Source organism: Photorhabdus cinerea (assembly GCF_011189575.1).
In the GTDB taxonomy this organism is placed as follows: domain Bacteria; phylum Pseudomonadota; class Gammaproteobacteria; order Enterobacterales; family Enterobacteriaceae; genus Photorhabdus; species Photorhabdus cinerea.
The window spans coordinates 93,966-114,688 of the sequence record NZ_PUJW01000001.1; the positions used below are offsets into that span (position 1 = coordinate 93,966).

7 protein-coding genes and 1 pseudogene are annotated in these 20,723 nt (G+C 41.5%); 1 reads left to right on the forward strand and 7 read right to left on the reverse strand.

The window, feature by feature from the left end; all coding sequences use genetic code 11:
- Window positions 1–4 precede the first annotated feature (4 nt).
- From C5469_RS00395 to hpaB, 7 genes and pseudogenes are all read right to left on the reverse strand, one after another.
- Window positions 5–7,201, reverse strand: coding sequence for a Tc toxin subunit A-related protein (locus tag C5469_RS00395; RefSeq protein ID WP_166300830.1), 7,197 nt, complete (start codon window positions 7,199–7,201; stop codon window positions 5–7).
- A 471-nt stretch (window positions 7,202–7,672) separates the two neighbouring features.
- Complete coding sequence (locus C5469_RS00400; protein WP_166300833.1) at window positions 7,673–14,200, reverse strand: Tc toxin subunit A-related protein; 6,528 nt, start codon at window positions 14,198–14,200, stop codon at window positions 7,673–7,675.
- Between the two features lie 390 nt (window positions 14,201–14,590).
- Window positions 14,591–15,193: pseudogene (locus C5469_RS00405) on the reverse strand (DUF637 domain-containing protein); the annotation flags it as partial.
- Window positions 15,171–15,410 (reverse strand): hypothetical protein, encoded by a 240-nt coding sequence (locus C5469_RS00410; protein WP_166300836.1) that lies wholly within the window; start codon window positions 15,408–15,410, stop codon window positions 15,171–15,173. The pseudogene C5469_RS00405 and the gene C5469_RS00410, both read right to left, overlap by 23 nt.
- A 178-nt stretch (window positions 15,411–15,588) precedes the next feature.
- A complete protein-coding gene (dtpB, locus tag C5469_RS00415; RefSeq protein ID WP_166300838.1) occupies window positions 15,589–17,058 on the reverse strand; it encodes a dipeptide/tripeptide permease DtpB in 1,470 nt (489 codons plus the stop codon).
- 337 nt (window positions 17,059–17,395) lie between these two features.
- Window positions 17,396–17,911, reverse strand: coding sequence for a 4-hydroxyphenylacetate 3-monooxygenase, reductase component (gene hpaC, locus C5469_RS00420; protein ID WP_166300841.1), 516 nt, complete (start codon window positions 17,909–17,911; stop codon window positions 17,396–17,398).
- Window positions 17,912–17,931: 20 nt separating this feature from the next.
- Window positions 17,932–19,494, reverse strand: a complete 1,563-nt coding sequence (hpaB, locus tag C5469_RS00425) for a 4-hydroxyphenylacetate 3-monooxygenase, oxygenase component (RefSeq protein ID WP_166300844.1) — start codon at window positions 19,492–19,494, stop codon at window positions 17,932–17,934.
- 842 nt (window positions 19,495–20,336) lie between these two features.
- Between hpaB and C5469_RS24370 the strand changes: the two genes are divergently transcribed.
- Window positions 20,337–20,624, forward strand: a complete 288-nt coding sequence (locus C5469_RS24370; RefSeq protein ID WP_422615843.1) for a DUF6347 domain-containing protein — start codon at window positions 20,337–20,339, stop codon at window positions 20,622–20,624.
- Window positions 20,625–20,723 lie beyond the last annotated feature (99 nt).

Below are 20,723 nucleotides of genomic sequence, written 5' to 3' on the forward strand. Positions count from 1 at the left end.
ATGGTTATTGGCGAATGGTGTAGCGAATATGCAGAATGATGTCGCTCAGACTCTCCAGCATGGCTTTTTGTTTTCCCGTTGCATTTGGGAAGCTCAATGTCAACGTACCATTATCGATTGAGATCCCTTCAAACGGCAGGAACTTGCCATCATTAAAATCCAGCTGGAACTGACCGCTGTCATTCATCCCATGGGAAACCGCCAGTGATTTGCAACTTTCAGCTAATCCAACGGCCTCTCCACTATAAGATAGAATCGCTTGTACATTCTGATATGGCCCTAACAGCGCTGGCAGAGTGACACTGAGCTGTTTGATACGGCGAACGTTGCCTACTCCGCTATCTGTTGGATAATCATCACGGATTTGCAAGTCAGCTAACGAAATGGATGCTTGCAAAGAAGTTTGGGCGTTCCCTGTACCAAACTTCAGGGTATTATTCCCGTTACCGGCATTGCCTGATCCACGTCTGACTAGTTCTGCAATTTTCTCCGACAGGGAAAATTGACCTTTATTTTTATAGAGTTCTGCCAGTGAGACGGTGCGTTCTATCTCCAGTACACGTTGTTCCTGTTTTAGGTGCGCATCTTCCATTTGTGCCAGATTCAGCATCAAGGCTTCACCCGCGAGCAGGCCGGCATGGGTTCCTTGCCAGGCTCCAGGTTTAATGAAGCGTGCAGAAGCATTATTAGTTTCCCAGCAATAGGCCATTTCTGCCATCAAACAACGGGTTACCGCCAGATCGTAGAATTGGAAATAAATGGCGGCTAGGCGACCACGTAGCCAGTTGTACAGCGCCTGATTGCTGAACTTACGTTGCAGGAAGACCAATTGTGCCTGAGTTTGTTTCTGTTGGGTTTTCAGGCTGGTTTTCTGCAACACAGTAGCTTCACGGCGTATAGTCAGTGAATTGAGCTGAGCATCAATTTGTTTCAGCTCGGTTTCTGCATTATTACGCTGGATTTCCCATTCTTGACGGCGACGACGATAGGCTTCAGATTGGCTGATTTTATCCGCTTCTGTGTTCATGACACTGGCTGAGAACTCCATGACATTACCTGTAGCTTGAGCAATTGCCCCCCAATGGCTGCCGCCATCAGCGAAACCGAAAATGTTGGGTGCCAGATCAAGTGCTGCGCCTGCCAGATGTGATGCCTGAAGAGCCGTAGAGAGGCCGGCTACGGAGGCACGCAACGTCATTGCCTGTTTTTCACCGGCATTGATATTTTCATCGAACAGTTTACTGTAACTGTCAAAACGTGATTGGGCGCCAGCGCGGTTTTTTTCCAGCACAGTTTTTTCAGCATCCAGTTCTTCGATGGTTTTGTCTTGTATGCTTAAATTGGTCAATATCAGTTCTGCTGCTTGATTTTGCAACAGCGTATTTAGTGCTTCTGCATCTTGACGTTCGATAATATTTTGTAACGTGGAACCAAACTGCGTGAGTTGACTTACCATGCTGCGCGCGTTTTCCAGCATGCGTGGGAAACGCCATAATGATATAAATGGTTGCGGGAGAACCCCTCCGGTCTGTGAGCTGGCGACAGTGGCGCTGAGCAGCGCTTTTGGATCTGCGGGTGTAGCGTAAATAGGCAGATGCAATGGCTGACCGTCGATAGAAAGGTTATGACGTAGGTTGTATAACCGTTGTTCCAGTGTCTGCCAGTAGCTCAGCATGACTTCATTGACCTGCGGCAGGAAAAGATCTATTTGGGTGCCGTTTGTAGATTGGCCTTGTCGTAAGGCGGCCATTGATCGGGAATGAGCTTTTTGTCTCTCAATATTCGCGGTATCTTTCAGATCGGGTTCGCTCCACGCTGAATTGAGTGAAAGATGAGGTTTATCACCCAATAGGTGTAGTGCCTGCATATACCACATTTTTGCTTCGTTGAGCGTGTCCCGTTCCAGCTGGCGATAAGCATAATCTCCATGTGCTATTAGCAGATCAAGGGTCCGCATAAACGTAGCAACTTTGTAATGCATCGGATCATGTTGAGCCACGGCGTCAGGATCAACAGAATCTAGTGGGTCATCGTTCCAGCTGGTGTCTTCCTGTAATGGACGGACATTCCAGCGGTAATTTTGAATTTGACCATTAACAATATAACCAGACGGATTCCAGACATATTTCAGCCAACGGTTAGCTTCATCAAAGTTTTGTTCATGTAGCAAACGTTGAGCAATCAGCATCGGGGTATAATAGAATAGTTCCCAGAAATAGAGACTGTTAGCGCCGCTGAAATCCATCGGCTCGCTATTTACATCCCTCAGAACATTAACGCTTTCGAAATGGGTCAAAATAGAGTTAGGACTTATTGTGACTACTCCCTTATCATCTCTGACAAAATGAGGGCCACCCCAGGTACTATCTGACAATGATTTCTGAAAGGTCATATAAACCTTGGCGTGAAAATCTTGATTTAGTGGTGCATCATCAAGAGGGATAAATAAAGTCATGCTTGCGCTAGTATCGCCTAGCTGACCTGAATAGATGATATGAGAGTTATTATCTGCAACATGTTTGAGATAAAGCTTAAACCAGCGTTCATTACCATGAGTCGATGGGTTATAAGGGGGGATGACAAACGTAGCATAGAACCCCTTACCTAATTGCGGCTCCTGAATATTCTGAGTGTCCATACTTAAGATAGTATTGCTCCCAGCGGTAGCGCGGCTAATTAATTTGCGGGCAAACAGCGTGTTAAGGCGAGTACGGTAGACTCCCCACTGCATATATTGCGCCCCGTTTGTATCATGATAAAGGGCCAGGACATTATTATCGGCATTTACCTTACGAGTGACAGTAATACTGAAATGTTCCTCTCCCAGCTTACGATCATTTTCTCCTTCGGCAAATGGCTCAGCAAATGCGGTAAAGGTGATATCAATACTGGCTGAATTATTAATAAAATTCAGACCTGAACCATCTATTTCGAGGGAATTAAACTGATAAATCATCTCTTCGAAGCTGGGGGATGGCTGAGTGGAAACATATGTATCTGCTGTAAAAGTTTGTACTTTACTGCCAGCATTCACTGTTACTTTAACTTTTGTCGAAGAAATTGCCGTGTTGATATTTATTGGTCCTGAAACATCAGTAGCAATTCCCATGTGGTCGATCATAAAGAGGTATTTATTAAGATCATTGGGCTGATTCTGGGGATCGGTAACATAATCATCACCAATGGCAGCATTGTCTTTGCTCAATGTTCGATGCGCATCAGGTATCCATGCTTCGACTTTAGATGAATAATTGGTATCCCGATGGAATAATAGTTTTCCTTGATCAAGCTTACTGGCATTTCCACTATACTGATAAATGGGGTAAAACAGTTGTTTCTTTGTTGAGTGATCTGGATTGACGCCTAAACTGGTATAGATAATAAATTTGTCGCCCAATTTGCCGTATTTCTTCATCAAGTTGCATTGATTACGTTGTTGTCCCTCATATCCATTATGAATAATTCTTAATTTAGGTGAAATTTTGATTTTTAAATTATCTGATTTAGATTCCAGGCTGATAGCTGAAATATTCCCACCATACACCATACCGAGGTTATGCTCTTCCCAAGCGTAACCTTTATTACTGTTTATTGATGAGGGGATTTCATATTTTTCTGCATAGCGGTTATTCACTCTTCTGATATTGTTTGTATCGAAGTGTTTATAGCTATTATTCCGATAAGACGTAATTTGTGTTGTGGACATATATTTGAAAGACATATCGGAGAAGATATATAGCCCTTGCATTGAGGCGTTTTTATAATTGTCCAATTTATCTTCTTTGCCGTAAAACATAATCAACAAGGTATCTTCACCCTGATAACCTGCACAATAGAATCCGGGCGCTGTATTGGCCAATTTTAAATCAGATATTTTGCTATTTACATCAAAGGTGATTGGTGTATTCCAGGTTCCGTCATAGCGGATATGTGCCAGTTTTAATTCATAATAATACTCTTGGGTAGTTTTTTGACCATTTTCTTCCTGTTTAGCAATCTTCTTCTGTTCCAGCCAGGTTATATACAGGCGGGATTGGTAAACTACCGGGCGGATAGTGTCCTGATAGGGATGAATCGGACAGTCAATTTTGTACCACTCACTCCAGGCGTTAGCAGCGAATTTGCCATTGCTGAATTTATTGTGATCCATGCTACGCCAGTAATATTGATTAACTTCTGTTTTACTGTGTCCGATAAAATAGGTTAGTCCCTGATCACTATTAATATTGTCGTGATAGGCGCTGACGATCTCCAGGTTAGCTATTTGTTCGAATGACGTTAAATAAGAATTAAAGGCATCTTCTACAATATCGGTATTTAATTGACTCTGGCTGACGGATTGCAGCAGTGTATCCATCATTTTTGTTTGTCCGATACGCATGGTCGGATCAATGTAATTTTCAGGGTAATAAACGAGTTTCGATACGCTGGCCCAAGTACTGTAGCGTTTATTATATTTATCCCAATCGGTAAAGAATTGACGGCTGGTTACATTCTGGACTGTATTTTCCTCTATGTTTTTCAATGCCCGGTTAATATACAGTTGGATGCTAGCAATCGCTTCAGCAATTCGCGTGGTTTTAATAGCGGCGGAAACTTGATTATCAATCAATAAATACTGATACAGGTCATCACGGTTTTTAATCGCGGGGCCTTTATTAGCGATGTTGCGGATATAGTACTCGCTTAATGCCGTACTGCGGGATTCATCCAGAAATGCATGCAGGGTATTGGCTTTTGGGGTATCTAAACCCGCGGTTAATGCTGTAGCTATGTTTTCCCACTTGTTATAAGCAGCGGAAAGGTCATTGGTGAGTAATTCCGCCAGATCTGAAATATTCTCTGGAGAGACATGTAATTGACGTGCTATATCAACCCATTGCAGAGTGGTGTCGATAGATACCCAATTGATGAAAGGATTGATTGGTTTTATTTCATTGGTAGTTGTTGAAGGTAATGGGTTATGTCTTTGTTCTAGGGTACTGGCTTGCGACAACAGATTTTCATCAAGCTCCATGGCGTCAGCCAGCTGTTTTGCCGTTAATGTTCCCTTTTCAAGTTCGGTCAGGACAGAAGAGGCTTTTTTACCCAGTGAGTTAATCCAGTCAGCAAAGCGCTTCATCATTATCAATGATAATGCGTTATGTGCTGGTTCCGTTTCGGTTGTAGTACCAAAGACTTGCGGTTTTGTTACAAACAGATGGAAAGCGTTTTCGCTAAGACCAGTGGAACGGTAGATCAGCGCCAGTTGTGCCAGACACTGGCAGTACTGGATAATGGGTTCAGCTTGTTGCTGGAATTCCGATTGAGTTGTAACAGGGTTTGCCTGCAACCAGCTCCATAATTTCTCAGCTGTCATTTTTCCTTTGCCGGGTTCTAGCTTATCTGCCCAAGTGAGGATGTCATGTGCTGCATGTTCAGACGGTAATTGCAGAGCGGCGGTGATATAAGGAGACATGGCTTTTAACAAGTTTTTTTTGGTTTTCTCCATTTTCTTGTCAAAATCCTGTAAGCCGTTATATACGGTATCCAGCAAATTGTGTATTTCCGGGATCAGCGTTTTGTCATAATCAGTGGTGGTCATTAAGAACAGCTGATATACACTCAGCTTTTGGGTACGTAGCCATTTGGTAACGTCATAGAGTCTATTAATTAAAGAGGCCAGCTCATTATCTGTGATTTTGAATAAGTTGGTTTCCGCTTCACCTGTGGCAATTAGCAATAAACCTAATTCATCAATAGTCAACTGATGGATATCCGCCAGTAATTTGGCTAGATAAAGATGGGAAAGATTCGCTATATTACAGGTTATTTTCCCGGTAGTACTACCATCATTGACGATCTTTAGTAAGCGATAAAGTGAGGCATCATCGACATTAAAAGCACGTTTAAGCGCATTTTTTTTCCAGTTGTTGGTATTTGGATTTAAATCAATCTCCTTATTCTCGGCAGAAAAATCTTGCCCATTCAGTTTGGGAGTATTAAACAAACGATCAAATTGGCTGGGGCTGTTATTATCATCACTTTGTGAAATGGGGATTTTGCACAGTATTAGTGCAGTTTCAGCATCAATACAGTAACGATGCATATAGTATTTTACACGAAAGACTTTCTTTAATACTTCTGCATTGATGTTTAGTTCTGGGTTGGTATTGGAGATAATTTCTACCAATACTGGTAGTGGCAGATTTGTAGCCTTGGATAGACGAATGAATTTATTCCGTTTCAACAGAAGAAGATAATCATATTTTGTGATAGAAGGTGTTGTACTTTTTATTTTTTTTGTGGTTAATTTAACATTCAATTTAGTTAAATGACTAAATTCTTCATCAGTCAAATTATAATAATTTCTCAGATATTCAGGATTTTCTATCTGGGAAAGACTAATATTACCAAAATTATTATTATAGCGATTCTTTGCATTGGTTTCGGTAATTTCTTCCGTCAGGATATTAAATAATTCAGGTGAGACAGAGGTATTAATTCCCAACAGAGAGGTTTGATACATCAGTTTGGCAATGGTTGTTTTTGGTGATGCACTGGATTGTTCAAACACTGGAGTCTGTAACTGAATAATTTTACGCATGCTTTCATAAGCGTCGTGATACGGCATTGATCCAGAAGAACGGAAGGTTGATAATTTTTCCATTATTTCAGCATAGCTACCTTGTCCCTCCTGATGGCTAATAATACCTTCCAGCAACACATTATTAGACAGCGAAAGTGTGGAAATTTCAGTATCCATATTTTGCTGGCTGAGCGTTAGTAACTGTAGATCCGGGCGGCGTGTATCCAGATGATAAATAGAATCGCTCGTATGTAAATCGCGTGCTTGACGGTAAAGTTCGGTCAGGTAAGCGGCAGGAGAGAACAAGGAAGAAATTGAGCCTGGTGCCGCATATTGACTGGCGCGGTTGCCAAATTTACTGTTATAACCTTGTTGATCAGCATGGGGTTTGGTCAGGGCAAGTTGTATCGCATTTTGTAACTGAGGATTAGCGCGTTTCAGAATACGTGCTTCATGCAGTCGATTATCTTTTTGCACCTGTTTTGCATTAAGATATAAGCTGAGGGTTTGTGACCATGAAAGCTTGCCCTGTACCTTCTGACGGAGTTCATCAAAAGAGAGATGGCAGATATCGGTCAGAGAAGTAAAGCTTTCTCCTAATGCTTGTTGGTATTCAGGCTTGAGTGTATTCATATTTATTCCTTTTAAATATTAAGTAAATAAGATACTTATGCGGCCTTGCTTATCGTGGATACAATAAAAAAGGTTGTTTATATCCATTAAAAGGAGGCAGCAAATATAACGTTTGATAGCAGTCTGAATAGATTGAAAGTAGTGGTTCAATAAAGAACACCATTCAACTATTTCATGAAGTTATTATCTATTATTTATTTAAATGGTCATTATGATGCAATAACAAAATTTATAATTGCATCCAAAGTAATATAATAATACAACAATAACGAAATGAAATAATTGATTTTGTTACATATGGTCTGCTATGAAAAAGAAGATGATTAATATTTTGTAATAAGCGGTGGAAAGTGTGAGACGGTCAGAAAGGAATCATGGAATTTCATTTGTGAGTGGGGAAATATATTTTGTAATACTGATTTAACTAAAAGATACAGGCTCCGTTTATGAACCTGTATCTGATTGAGATAGTTATTGGCGAATGGTGTAGCGAATATGCAAGATGATATCGCTCAGTGTCTGCAACATGATTTTCTGTTTACCCGTCGCATTTGGAAAACTCAGCGTCAATGTACCGGTATCATTAATCGCAATTCCTTCAAACGGCAGAAATTTGCCATTGTTGAAATCCAGTTGGAACTGACCGTTGTCATTCATTCCATGGGAAACGGCCAGCGCTTCACAGCCTTTGGCTAACCTAGAGGTATCTCCATTGTAGGACAGAATTGCCTGTACATCTTGGTATGGCCCTAACAGGGCTGGCAGGGTAACACTGAGCTGTTTAATGCGGCGGATGTTGCTTACTCCGTTGTCTTCTGGATAGTCATTATGTAGCGATAGACCTGCCAGAGAGATTGTGGTGCATAGTTGGTTGTTTTTCAGCGTGACAGGATGACTGTCATCATCAGGCGATTCGGTTTTACCTGTCAGCAGGGTGGAAATACGCGTTGCCAGATTAAACGGTTGTTCCAGCAAGGCTTCATACACTTGCGTCAATGAAATAGTACGTTCTACTTCCAGAGCGCGTTGATCCCACTTCAGATGTGCATCTTCCATTTGTGCCAGATTCAGCATCAAGGTTTCACCTGCGAGCAGACCGGCATGTGTTCCCTGCCAAGCTCCGGGCTTAATAAAGCGGGTAGAAGTATCATTGGTCTCCCAACGATAGGCCATTTCTGCCATCAGACAACGGACTACTACCAAATCATAGAATTGGAAGTAAATAGCAGTCAATCGACCACGTAGCCAGTTATACAGCGTTTGATTGCTGAATTTGCGTTGTAGGAAGGTCAGTTGTGCCTGGATTTGTTCCTGTTGTGTTTTCAGACTGGTTTTCTGCAATAACGCAGCTTCACGGCGTATCGCTAGTGAGCTGAGTTGGGAATTGATTTGCTTTATCTCTGCTTCGGCATTATTCCGCTGGATTTCCCATTCCTGACGGCGGCGGCGATAGGCTTCTGACTGGCTAATTTTATCCGCTTCTATGTTCATGACATTGGCGGAAAGCTCCATGATATGACTCGTAGCTTCGGCAATTGCCCCCCAACGGCTGCCACCATCAGCGAAGCCGAAAATATTAGGTGCGAGATCCAGAGCGGCTCCTGCCAGACGTGATGTTTGAAGGGCCGTATTGAGACCGGCAACGGAGGCATGTAACGCTATCACTCGGTTTTCACCGGCATTGATATTTTCATCATATAACTTTTTGTAGCTATCAAAGCGTGATTGCGCTCCATCTTTAGTTTTTTCCAGCACGGTTTTTTCAGCATCCAATTCTGTAATGGTTTTGTCCTGTATGCTCAGAGTCGTTAATATCAGCTCTTTTGCCTGATTTTGTAGAAGGCTATTTAATGCTTCTGCATCCTGACGTTCGATAATATTTTGTAATGTGGAACCGAATTGTGTTAGCTGACTCACCATGCTGCGGGCATTTTCCAGCATCTGAGGGAAGTGCCACAGTGGTATAAATTCAGATGGCAGATTTCCGCTATCCTGTGAGTTGACGACAGTAGTGCTGAGTAATGTTTTAGGATCTGTTGGTGTAGCATATATCGCCAGATGCAATGGCTGACCGTCAATGGAGAGGTTATGGCGCAGATTGTACAGTCGTTGTTCTAGTGTCTGCCAGTAGTTCAGCATCACTTCATTGACCTGTGGCAGGAAAAGATCTGTTGGTCTGTTGTGTAACTCAACATTACCTTGCCGCAAGGCGACTATTGCGCTGGAGTGTTCTTTTTGTTTTTCGGTTTTAGCGGTGTCGCCCAGACTTGGTTTACTCCACTCTGAACTGAGCGATAGATGAGGTTTATCACCTAACAGATGCAATGCCTGCATATACCACATCTTAGCTTCGTTGAGTGTGTCCCGTTCCAACTGGCGATAGGCGTAATCTCCACGTGTTATCAACAGATCAAGGGTACGCATAAAAGTAGCAACTTTGTAATGCATGGGATCATGTTGCGCTATAGCATCAGGATCGACTGATTCTAAAGGATCATAGTTCCAGCTAGTGTCTTCCAGTAACGGACGAACATTCCAGCGATAGTGTTGAATTTGACCATGTTTAATATAACCGGATGGGTTCCAGACATATTTCAGCCAACGATTAGCCTCATCAAAGTCTTGCTCGTGTAGCAAACGCTGAGCAATTAACATTGGGGTATAGTAGAACAACTCCCAAAAATAGAGACTGTTAGCACCGCTGAAATCCATGGGTTCGCTGTTAACATCACTCAGAACATTGACGTTCTGGAAATGTTCTAGATTAGAATCAAGTTTTACGAATACTTGCTCTTGATGGTTTTTAATAAAGAGAGAACCTGGTCGGTAATTATCTGAATCTTCTTGGACTTTCTTGAAAGTCATATTAACTCTGGCGTGATAATCAGGATTCGGAAGAGCATTAGGATCGGTGATCATCGGGATAAATAGTGTAACACTTACGTTGGTATCTTCTAACTGACCTGAGTAGATAGTATATGGACTATCACCAGCAGGATATCTGACATGAAGCTTAAACCAGCGCTCACCATGAGTTGATGGATTATAGGGGGGTATCACAAACGTAGCATAGAAACCCTTGCCTAACTGTGGCTCCTGAATATTTTGAGTTTCTATACTTAAAATTGTGTCGATTCCAGCAGTGGCCCTGCTAACCAATTGACGGGCGAATAGGGTATTAAGGCGAATGCGATAAATTCCCCACTGTATATATTGTGCCCCGTTTGTATCATGGTAAAGCGTTAAGACATTATCGTTATTAGTCTCCGTTGATGGTGAGACTTCATACCGGTTATTCACCTTTATGACACTATTGACCCCAGCACCGGTATCAAACTGTTTACCAATGTTAGTTATGTAATCTCCGAGATTGATATCTTCAGATAACATATTTGAGGTGATATTCAGCCCTGTTATTGGTTCATCTATTGTGTATTTATTCACTGCCTCTTGTTTTTGATAGAACATTACCAGCAGTTTATTGTCTTGATAACTTGCACAATAGAACCCTGGTTTTTGTTCCAGTAGATACTGTTGCTTTTGTATCTCCTGTTGATTCAGCTCTTTTTGTTTTTCCAGTATGCTTATTTCTGTCGTTAATTGCCCCTGTTTTATCAGCTCTTCCTCCCATAGCTTCAGTTGCTCCTTCCATTGTTTTAGTAGCGCCTCTAATAGATCCGATGACTCCAGTGGTTCCACAAGATTTGGTGGACTTATCGGTTTCAGTGGTAGGTATGGTTTTAGTTGCTCTTCGTATTCCTGCTGCTGTTTCAGCATCTCCTCTAGCTGTTTTTGGTACTTTATTAATTGCTCCAATAATACCGATGTGTTCATTTGTTCTAACGGTGTTAATGTTCTAAAAACAGCAGATATTTTGTCATTCACATTAAAGGTTATTGGCGTACTCCAGGTGGCGTCATAACGAATATGCGCCAGTTTCAGTTCGTAATGATAGTCTTCGACAGTTTGATGTTTATTGTCTGCTTGCTTAGCAATCTTCTTTTGCTCCAGCCAGATCAAATACAGGCGGGATTGGTATATGACTGGACGGATAGTGCTGTTATAAGGATTCATCGGACAGTCAATTTTGTGCCACTCACTCCAGGCGTTAGGGGCGAATTTTCCACTGTTGAATTTGTTGTGATCCACGCTACGCCAGTAATATTGATTAATTTCTGTTTTACTGTGTCCGATAAAATAGGTGAGTCCCTGATTACTATTGATATTGTCGTGATAGGCACTGATGACTTCTAAATTAGCGACCTGTTCAAACGACGTCAGATAAGACATAAAAGCATCTTCTACAGCATCGGCATTTAATTGGCTTTGACTGACAGATTGCAGTAGAGCATCCATTATTTTTGTTTGCCCGATGCGTATTGTCGGATCGATGTAATTTTCAGGATAGTAAATGAGCTTAGCAACGCTGGACCAGGTGCTATAGCGTTTATTGTATTTATCCCAGTCGGTAAAGAATGGACGGCAGGTGACACTTGTGACGGTATCTCCCTCCATATTTTTCAATGCCCGGTTGATGTACAGCTGGATACTGGCGATAGCTTCTGCGATCGGCGTCGTTTTGATGGCAGCGGAAACCTGATTATCAATTAATAAATACTGATATAGGTCATCACGGTTTTTAATTTTTGCACTTGTGTTGACGGCTTTACGGATATAGTACTCGCTCAAAGCAATACTACGGGACTCATCCAGAAAAGCGTGTAAAGCATTGGCCTTTTGAGTATTCAGTCCAGCAGTTAATATCGCAGCTACGTTTTCCCATTGAGCATAGATAGGGGAAGATTCTGCGGTTAGTCGTTGTGCTAGCGTAGAAACTTCCTGGGGGGAGATATTTAATTGACGTGCAACGCTAACCCATTGCAGGAGGGTGTCAATAGATGCCCAGTTGGAGAAATTATTTTGCACTTGATGACCGGCTTGTAATAGCAGGTTTTCATCAAGATTCATGGTGTTAGCCAGTTGTTCCGCCGTTAATGTTTTACCTTCGAAGGCTGTTAGCACGGTGGAAGCTTTTTCACCCAGAGAGTTAACCCAGTCAGCAAAACGCGTCAGCATTATCAGTGATAGTGCGTTATGCGTTGACGCTGTCATGCCAAAGAGTTGCGGTTTTGTCACAAACAGACGTAAGGTGTTTTCGCTGAGGTCAGTGGAGTGATAAATCAGCGCTAATTGTGCCAAGCACTGGCAATACTGAGCAGCGAGCTCTGGTGTTACAGGGAGCGGTGGTTGTTCTGAATTATGTTGAGCTTGCAACAACCCCCAGAATTTTTCTGCCGTCATTGTACCGTCGCCAGGTTTTAGTTGATCTGCCCAGGTGAGCACATAGTGAGCGGCTTTTTCAGACGGCAATTGCAGAGCAGCAGCGACATAAGGAGATAGGGCTGCCAATAGTTGATCTGGCTTACTTTCATCATTATTAAAGCCTTGCAAGCCATTGTAGACAGTATCAAGTAAGTTTTGGATTTCTGGTGTTATCGTTTTGTCATAGCTGGTGGTAGTCATGACAAACAGCTGATACACACTCCATTTTCGTGTACGTAGCCACTCGGTAACGGTATAAAGTTTGTCAATCAGAACAGCCAGATGGCTATCACTGATCCCAGATAAGTTGTTTGTTTCTTCACCGATAGCAGCCAGTAGTAAATCCAGCTCATTAATAGTTAACTGATGAATATCTGCCAGCGATTTGGTCAAATTGAGGAGAGAAGAATTTATTGTATTAGCTTCTCCTGAAATGGGAATTTTGCACAGTATCAGTGCAGTTGCAGCATCAATACCGTAACGCTGCATATAGTATTTAACTCGAAAGGCTTTCCTTAATGCCTCTACATTGATATCCGGCTCGTCACGAAATTCATTGTATGGGGGAAGGGCAGGAACTTCTATGATGTCATAAATATCCTCACCTCCAGGTTCTGTAGGTTGAGATGTATGGATACTACCAGAGATAATACTTTGAAGAATTGCTGGTGGGAGTTTCGTTATTCGAGACAAACGAATAATCTTATTGAGTCTCAGTAGATAGTATTGAGCAGGTTGCTCACTGTCTTCATTCTCCATCAACTGATGTACTCGTGTAATTTCTTCCTGTTTAATAAATTGAGCGGCTTCTTGATCCGTCAGATGATAATAACTTTTCAACTGTTCTGGTTTGAACATTAGGGAGGGGGCAATATCACCAAAACTCCGTTGATAAAGGTCTTGAACATTATCTTCTGTAGCCTTGGTTGTCAGAATATTAAACAAATCAGGAGAGACAGCAGCATTAATCTCAAGCAGGGAGGTTTGATATATCAGCTTGGCAATTGGGGTTTCTGGGGATGTATTAAATGGGTTTAATATTGGTGCCTGTAACTGAATAACTTGACGTATATTTTCATAAGCATCGTGATACGGCATTGAGTCGGCAAGGCGGAAGGTTGATAATTCTTGCATTACTTTAGTCTGGTCTTCTAACCCAGGTAGAGTTTTAATCCCTGCCAGCAACACCTTATTAGACAGAGAAAGGGTAGAAATTTCATCATCCATATTTTGCTGGCTGAGTGTCAGTGATTTTAGATCCGGGCGACGTGTATCCAGATGATAAATAGAACCTTGCACATGTAAATCCTGCGCTTGACGATAAAGTTCAGTTAAATAAGCAGCAGGAGAAAACATAGAGGATACCGCTCCTGGGGTTACATACTGATTGGCCCGACCACCGAATTTACTGTTATAACCTTGCAGATCAGCACGAGGTGTTGTGAGGGAAAGCTGGATGGCATTTTGCAACTGAGGATTCGCACGTTTGAGAATGCGCGCTTCATGCAATCGATTATCCTGTTGTACATCAAGATATAAGCTGAAGGTCTTTGACCAAGAGAGCTTACCATCCATCTTGTGGAGAAATTCGTCAAAAGAAAGGTGGCAAATATCTAGCGGGGAATTAAAGCCATTATCTTTTAATATTTTTTCGAGTTCGGGCATGAGTGTATTCATGTTTATTCCTTTTAAATATTAAATAAATAAAACACTTATGCTGCCTTGAGTATCATGGATACAATAATTTATACTCATCAAAATAAGGCGGCAAATATAACGTCTGATAATGATTCGAAATAAATTGAAATTAACTGACAAATAAAAAGAAATCATTCAACCATTAACTATTTCATAACGTTATTACCTTATTGTTTATTTAAACAGCCGTTGTTATGCAATAACAAAATTTATAGTTTCATTAATAATAGTTGTATCTTATTATAATAAATACATGAAATAATTGCTTTTATTCTGAACAAAGCTTTACGAAATGAGATGATTAATATTTTGTAATAGGCTGCGGGAATAATGAGAAAGGGAACAATTCTGGCTGTTTGCAGGCTCCGTTGAGTTCGCCTGACTTTCCCGCCAAACTGGAGTCAATACTTCCCTGACATTATCTAATTTATTAGTCCGGATAACCAAATCCCCTTTCACGGTCTTTATCGTTGCAGACTTATTTTCAATCAGAGCACTTTTATTCCCCTGAGCATCCCTCTGTATCCACATATTATTATTGGCTCGCAGAAGTGCTTTATCTCCGGTATTGCGCACAGTATCACTAAATACCCGCCTATCCCGACTGGCAATCACATTGCCTTTATTATCCATTTTGGTACCTGCCAGAGTCATATCCCGTTCTGCCTGTACCTTGATATTTGGCGCAATATGGGTTTCTTTAGCACTAAGATTAAAATCCGTTTTAGCTTTGACATTTCCCAGCTCAATTTTACCATTAACGTTTAAGGTAATATCACGCTGGTTACTGGTTAAATCTTTCAGATTAACGCCGACACCCTCTTCTGTGGCAACTAAGCGGATTTTATTAGCATACATACCACCTAATGCTTTGGTATCAACCGCTAATTGAGGTTTAGCTCCTTCTCCAGTGATTTTTTTCACTGTGCCATCATTAAAATCAATCCGATTAGCACCTTGTGTAAGGGATAGAGGATACCGCTCCTGGGGTTATATACTGATTGGCCCGACCACCGAATTTACTGTTATAACCTTGCAGATCAGCATGAGGTGTTGTGAGAGTAAGCTGGATAGCATTTTGCAACTGAGGATTCGCACGTTTGAGAATGTGCGCTTCATGCAATCGATTATCCTGTTGTACATCAAGATATAAGCTGAGGGTTTTTGACCAAGAGAGCTTACCGTCCATCTTGTGGAGAAATTCGTCAAAATAGAGGTGGCCAATATCTATCGGGGAATTAAAGCCATTATCTTTTAATATCTTACTGTAAGCAGAAGAATTAATGGAAAAGTGAACTATTCCGCCCGAATAAAAATGTTTAAACGAGCGGTGTAACCTCCTTTGACGAGGTTTTATTTAAAACAAATTATGCTTTTTGTTTTCCATTCATCATACGATTCAGCCTCGGTACCGTGATTGCCATGATGATGGCGACAATAAAGGTCGCAATACCAATTTTGCCAAATACGTTGGTATAGACTGGCAACGTTTCCAGTGGATCAGTAATACCTTCCGGTACCGCAGTAAAAGCTGCTACATGGCCGCCGAGTAAGAATGAGGTTGCTTGAGTTAAGTACCACATCCCCAGAATAAAACCCATCAAATACTGAGGAACCAGAGCAGCGACCATTGCCAGACCGAGCGCACTGATCATCAATTCACCAAGACTTTGGAACAGATAAACCAGAACGATAAACCAGGGTGAAGTCAAACCTTGTTCATCAGCAAACCACAAACCGGCAGCCGCGGCAGTCAGGAAACCTAAAGAACACAGGAACATACCAATTGTAAACTTAGTCGGCATCGTCAGGTCTTTACCTTTAGAACCCCAGTGAGTGTATAGAGCTGCTAGTATCGGACTAGCAGCCACTATCCAGAATGGGTTGAGGGCTTGGAAACTGACTGGGTTGATATCAAAACCAAGTAACTGATGGTGAACGTTATTGATTGCGAAGAAGTTCAGAGAAGTTGGCATCTGAGCATATAGGATGAAGAATACAATAGCTTGAAGCATCAGAATGAAAGCAACAAACATTTTGTTTCGGCCAACTTTATCCTGCTTGAATGCTTCACGGAAGAAGATAAACACGATAATTACAGACAGCCCAATCAGAACAATATTAGTTATGTTCACATTGTGCATCAGCCATGCACAAATGAAAATCATTGCAACACTTCCAGCCAGTACCAGAGTCAGGTTTTTATAGTTGATTCGTTGATGATCGGGTTCAGAACCAATATTGCGAACCGTATTGCGACAGAGGATATAGACCAACAAAGCGATAATCAGGCCAATACCACAAATATTGTAGGTAGTGGCATAACCGAATTTTTCAGCAATGACTGGTGCAATCGCGAGTGAGAACAGGGAACCGATGTTGATTGACATGTAAAACAAAGTAAATGCCCCATCCAGACGAGGATCTTTCGGTGGATAGCATTTAGATAGCAGGCTGGCCGGGTTGGCCTTGAACAGGCCGTTACCAACGGCAATCGTTCCTAATGCGTAGAAAATTAGTTCAGGTTTCAAGATCGAAAGACCTGTCATAAAGTAACCTATTGTCAGAACGATGGCACCTAACACAATGGTTCGTTTGGTCCCCAGTAAGTGGTCACCTACATAGCCACCAATAGCGATCAGGCCATAGACCAGCGCAGCAAATGCTCCGAAGGTGGTAAATGCTTGTTCTTGAGAAAACCCTAGTTTGTGTACAAAGTAAACAGCAAGAATACCCTGTACGCCGTAGTAGCCGAATCGTTCCCAAAGTTCGACGAAGAAAATCATAAAGAATGGTTTGGGTTGTTGTAATAAACCGATGAATGCGGGTTTATTCATAGTTAATTGCCTCTGATTAGCCAATATTTATTGGAATACACACAAAAACTCACAGTAACATTCAGTAACATAATGTGTTGATAAAGTTATGTTTTTATGTGATTTGTCCAATCGTTTGCGAACAAGGTAGATTATTATATGGTTAAAATAGGTTCTTGGTGGTTGATCACACTAATATAAATAACAATATTAAATTTAACAGTATATTCATCAGGTGAATGTCAGAAATTGTAGGGTTTAGTAGAGTGGTTAACTGCCAGACAAGAAAAGAAGACTATTCAGGCCGGTTAGGGCCTGAATATTGGAGGAACAGTTTAATCATCTGATGGATGGGGGGTTAAACGGCTGCGGCAGTTTCCAGCATAACTGGACGGAAATTACGCTTGAAGTAGATCAAACCATGTCCTTGTTCGCTTACCGTAATATGTTGGATTTTGACCAGATACACATTATGAGTACCTACCTCCTGGACTTGTTCAATTTCACCTTCAAGACTGGCGAGTGTACCGGTTAACACAGGTTGGCCTAACACTCCTTTCTGCCATATATTCCAGCGAAAACGTTCTTCCATACTGACGTCGGTCATGCCAGCAAAGTGGCGTGCCATCAATTCTTGCTCATGGTTTAAGATATTTACACACAGGCGGCCATTTTCCTGAAAAACAACATTCATAGCGCTGTTACGGTTAAGACATACCATCAGAGTGGGTGGTGTATCGGTGATCGAGCATACCGCTGTGGCAGTGATACCACAGCATCCGGCATTGCCATCAGTGGTGACGATATTCACCGCTGCTGACAGGCTCGCCATCGCATCTCTGAAACGCAGGCGATGTTCATTTTCTACAGACATAATTGGCCTCCTGCTACTGGTTATTTCAGCAGCTTATCTAACTGGTTAATATCGTTATTGTTGTATAAGTGTGGTCTGAGCCAGCCGTTCTGATCGTAATCAGAAAGGCAGCGATCAACCATATCCATCATTTTCTTCATATTGCCAGAACCATGGGCATGACGTAGACATTGCATACGAATTTCATCTTGGCTGCCAGCGTAATTAATTTCATACAACTCATGACGACCACCGAATTCACTGCCAATTGCATCCCACATCAGTTTTAAGATCTTAATTCGTTCAACATGATCTATGCCGTTGGAACCGCGAACATACCGGGCCAGATATTTGTTAATTTCTGGGTTATTCATATCACGTACACTGGATGGCAAATAAATCAGGCCACTGGTGACGTTTTTTTCAATAATATTCTTAATCTTAGTATAAGCCGTTGGCGCCATAACCCGATAAGTTTGTATCGCTTGAGTATTCGGCATATAGGCTCCGCCTTTCCACGGTTTAGCTTCGGCCCACATTGCATCACTCAGCGACCAGAACAGGTTACGCCAGGCAACAACTTCACCTAAATCAGCTTGAACACCCCGGAATTCTATCACTCCGGTACATTCCAAGCTCCTTTGCAGCAGGGCGGTAATAAAATCCAGCTTCACGGCCAGACGTACACAAGCCTGTAATGGGTATAGGCTTGCGAATCCTGCTTGAACTGCCCAGTGACGAGCGCGGTCAAAATCACGGTAAATCAGGACATTTTCCCAAGGGATAAGTACTTTATCCATCACCAGAATCGCATCGTTTTCATCAAAGCGGCTGGATAAGGGATAATCGAACGGAGAACCTGTCGCACCTGCTACTAGTTCATAGGAGGCGCGGGAAATCAGTTTTACCCCATCAGCATTCATTGGTGCGACAAACATCAGGGCGAAGTCAGGATTATCTCCCATTATTTGCGCGGAACCGAAACCAATAAAATTATAATGAGTCAGAGCTGAGTTGGTCGCTACCACTTTTGCGCCGCTGACGATGATACCTGCATCAGTCTCTTTTTCCAGTTGGATATAAACATCACGTGTCTGATCTGCGGGTTTATGGCGATCAATTGGAGGATTAACGATGGCGTGATTAAAGTAAACACCCGCTTCCTGAATACGTTTATACCAGATACGGGCGTTGTCAGAGAACTGACCATAATATTCAGGAAATGCGCCTAGTGCATTGCCGAATGCCGCTTTATAGTCAGGCGAACGACCCATCCAACCATAAGTCTGACGTGACCATTCAGCGATAGCATCACGCTGCTGACGTAACTCATCTGCGCTGGTGGCAAAGCGGAAAAATTTATGAGTATATCCGCCACTGCCGGTATCGGTATTCCAGCATAAAGTATCATGGGTTTCCGGGGAGTGCAGTGCGTCATATAACTGACCGATTGAAGCAGCAGAATTGCGGAACGCGGGATGTGTAGTGACATCTTTTACGCGCTCACCATAAATATAAATTTCGCGGCCATCCTGAAGGCTTTTTAGGTACTCTTCACGGGTAAACGGGCGTTTTTTATCGGCGCGAAAGTCTTCTGGTTTCATGTCTACCTCACAGTCTGAATAAAAAGCGCCTGTTTTGATATCAATATAATCAATGTTGGCACTGGTATGTTAATTTAATGTTTATTTTGTGTTTCTTAATTGAAGCTTCAGAATGGCTTTTCTTGAATAGATTTTTGGAAGGTTCGCTGGTACTTTTCGTTGAGGAGTTGTGATTTGTCACTAAACTGTGATCCAGACGATCTTTTGGTAACGAACTGTTTTAAGATCTGTTTTTCGCTGAATGAGTTGATGAGGTGGTAATTATATGGGCTATTAAATAAATGGTGTTTTGTGTAGGAAATTCAGGTCAATGTTGTTTACTGTGGGCTTCCACGTCTGGGGTTTGGGAATCTTCTCTCTGAGTTACGAAGGTGGAAGGATATCAATAGCTAAATTTCTTGTTACTAGGTTTTTCTCTTTAATATCCTGGCAATCAAATTTGCTCCTGATCTTCCTCACGTAATTGTTACGGCTTGATTATCTATTTCATTGTATTTTTTTATGTTTTTTAAGATTTTTATTTTATTTGATATAAAATGTTATTTTTTATTTTTTTTAGGGTTTTTATAGTCTTATATTCCATTTTTTTACCATTGTCCATACATATAACAATTTCTTAATGTTTGTTTTTTTTGTATTTGATTGATTTAAAAGAATTATGTTATCTTTGGTTTTTGATATAAAACAATTTTTACTGAAGTTTGAAAGTTAATCTAAACCGATGTATACCAATTGTCATAAAAATAAGGCCAGTTTTATTGCCTTGGAAAATACAAAATAAACCAATATAACTCGCACATGCCTTATGTATGGCGGGGTATATCTATTAGCAAGGTAAGAGCATGTTATGTGTACTTATTGGTAGTATTTATTTTTTCCTCAGTAGCATGGAAGGACGCCCAACCTCCATTGATATTTCTCTGGTATTATATTCACTGATGGCGATTATTTCCGTTTCAGCGGAAGTTATTTTTGACAGTGTGATGCAAGCTGTCAGAAAATATGATTGTGAGAATAAGACTAACCTTGGTAATAATATTCTTATAAACGAGGGACGAATAGTTAATATACTTTTTAATCCGTGCCTTCAGTGCGTTCATCATCGTCGCCATATTTATAATTTCCCTTGATTCATTCTCTGCGATGCAGGTCACGGTTATTGTAGCATTGATCGCCGTAGTTGCTGTCGTCTCAGGAAATATAACAATATTGCAGTAAGTAATTTTTGA

Coding starts and splice junctions, on each gene's coding strand:
- hpaC (WP_166300841.1), bottom strand. CDS start 17,911: ATGTCTGTAGAAAATGAACATCGCCTGCGTTTCAGAGATGCGATGGCG.
- dtpB (WP_166300838.1), bottom strand. CDS start 17,058: ATGAATAAACCCGCATTCATCGGTTTATTACAACAACCCAAACCATTC.
- hpaB (WP_166300844.1), bottom strand. CDS start 19,494: ATGAAACCAGAAGACTTTCGCGCCGATAAAAAACGCCCGTTTACCCGT.
- C5469_RS00395 (WP_166300830.1), bottom strand. CDS start 7,201: ATGAATACACTCAAGCCTGAATACCAACAAGCATTAGGAGAAAGCTTT.
- C5469_RS24370 (WP_422615843.1), top strand. CDS start 20,337: ATGTTATGTGTACTTATTGGTAGTATTTATTTTTTCCTCAGTAGCATG.
- C5469_RS00410 (WP_166300836.1), bottom strand. CDS start 15,410: ATGGACGGTAAGCTCTCTTGGTCAAAAACCCTCAGCTTATATCTTGAT.
- C5469_RS00400 (WP_166300833.1), bottom strand. CDS start 14,200: ATGAATACACTCATGCCCGAACTCGAAAAAATATTAAAAGATAATGGC.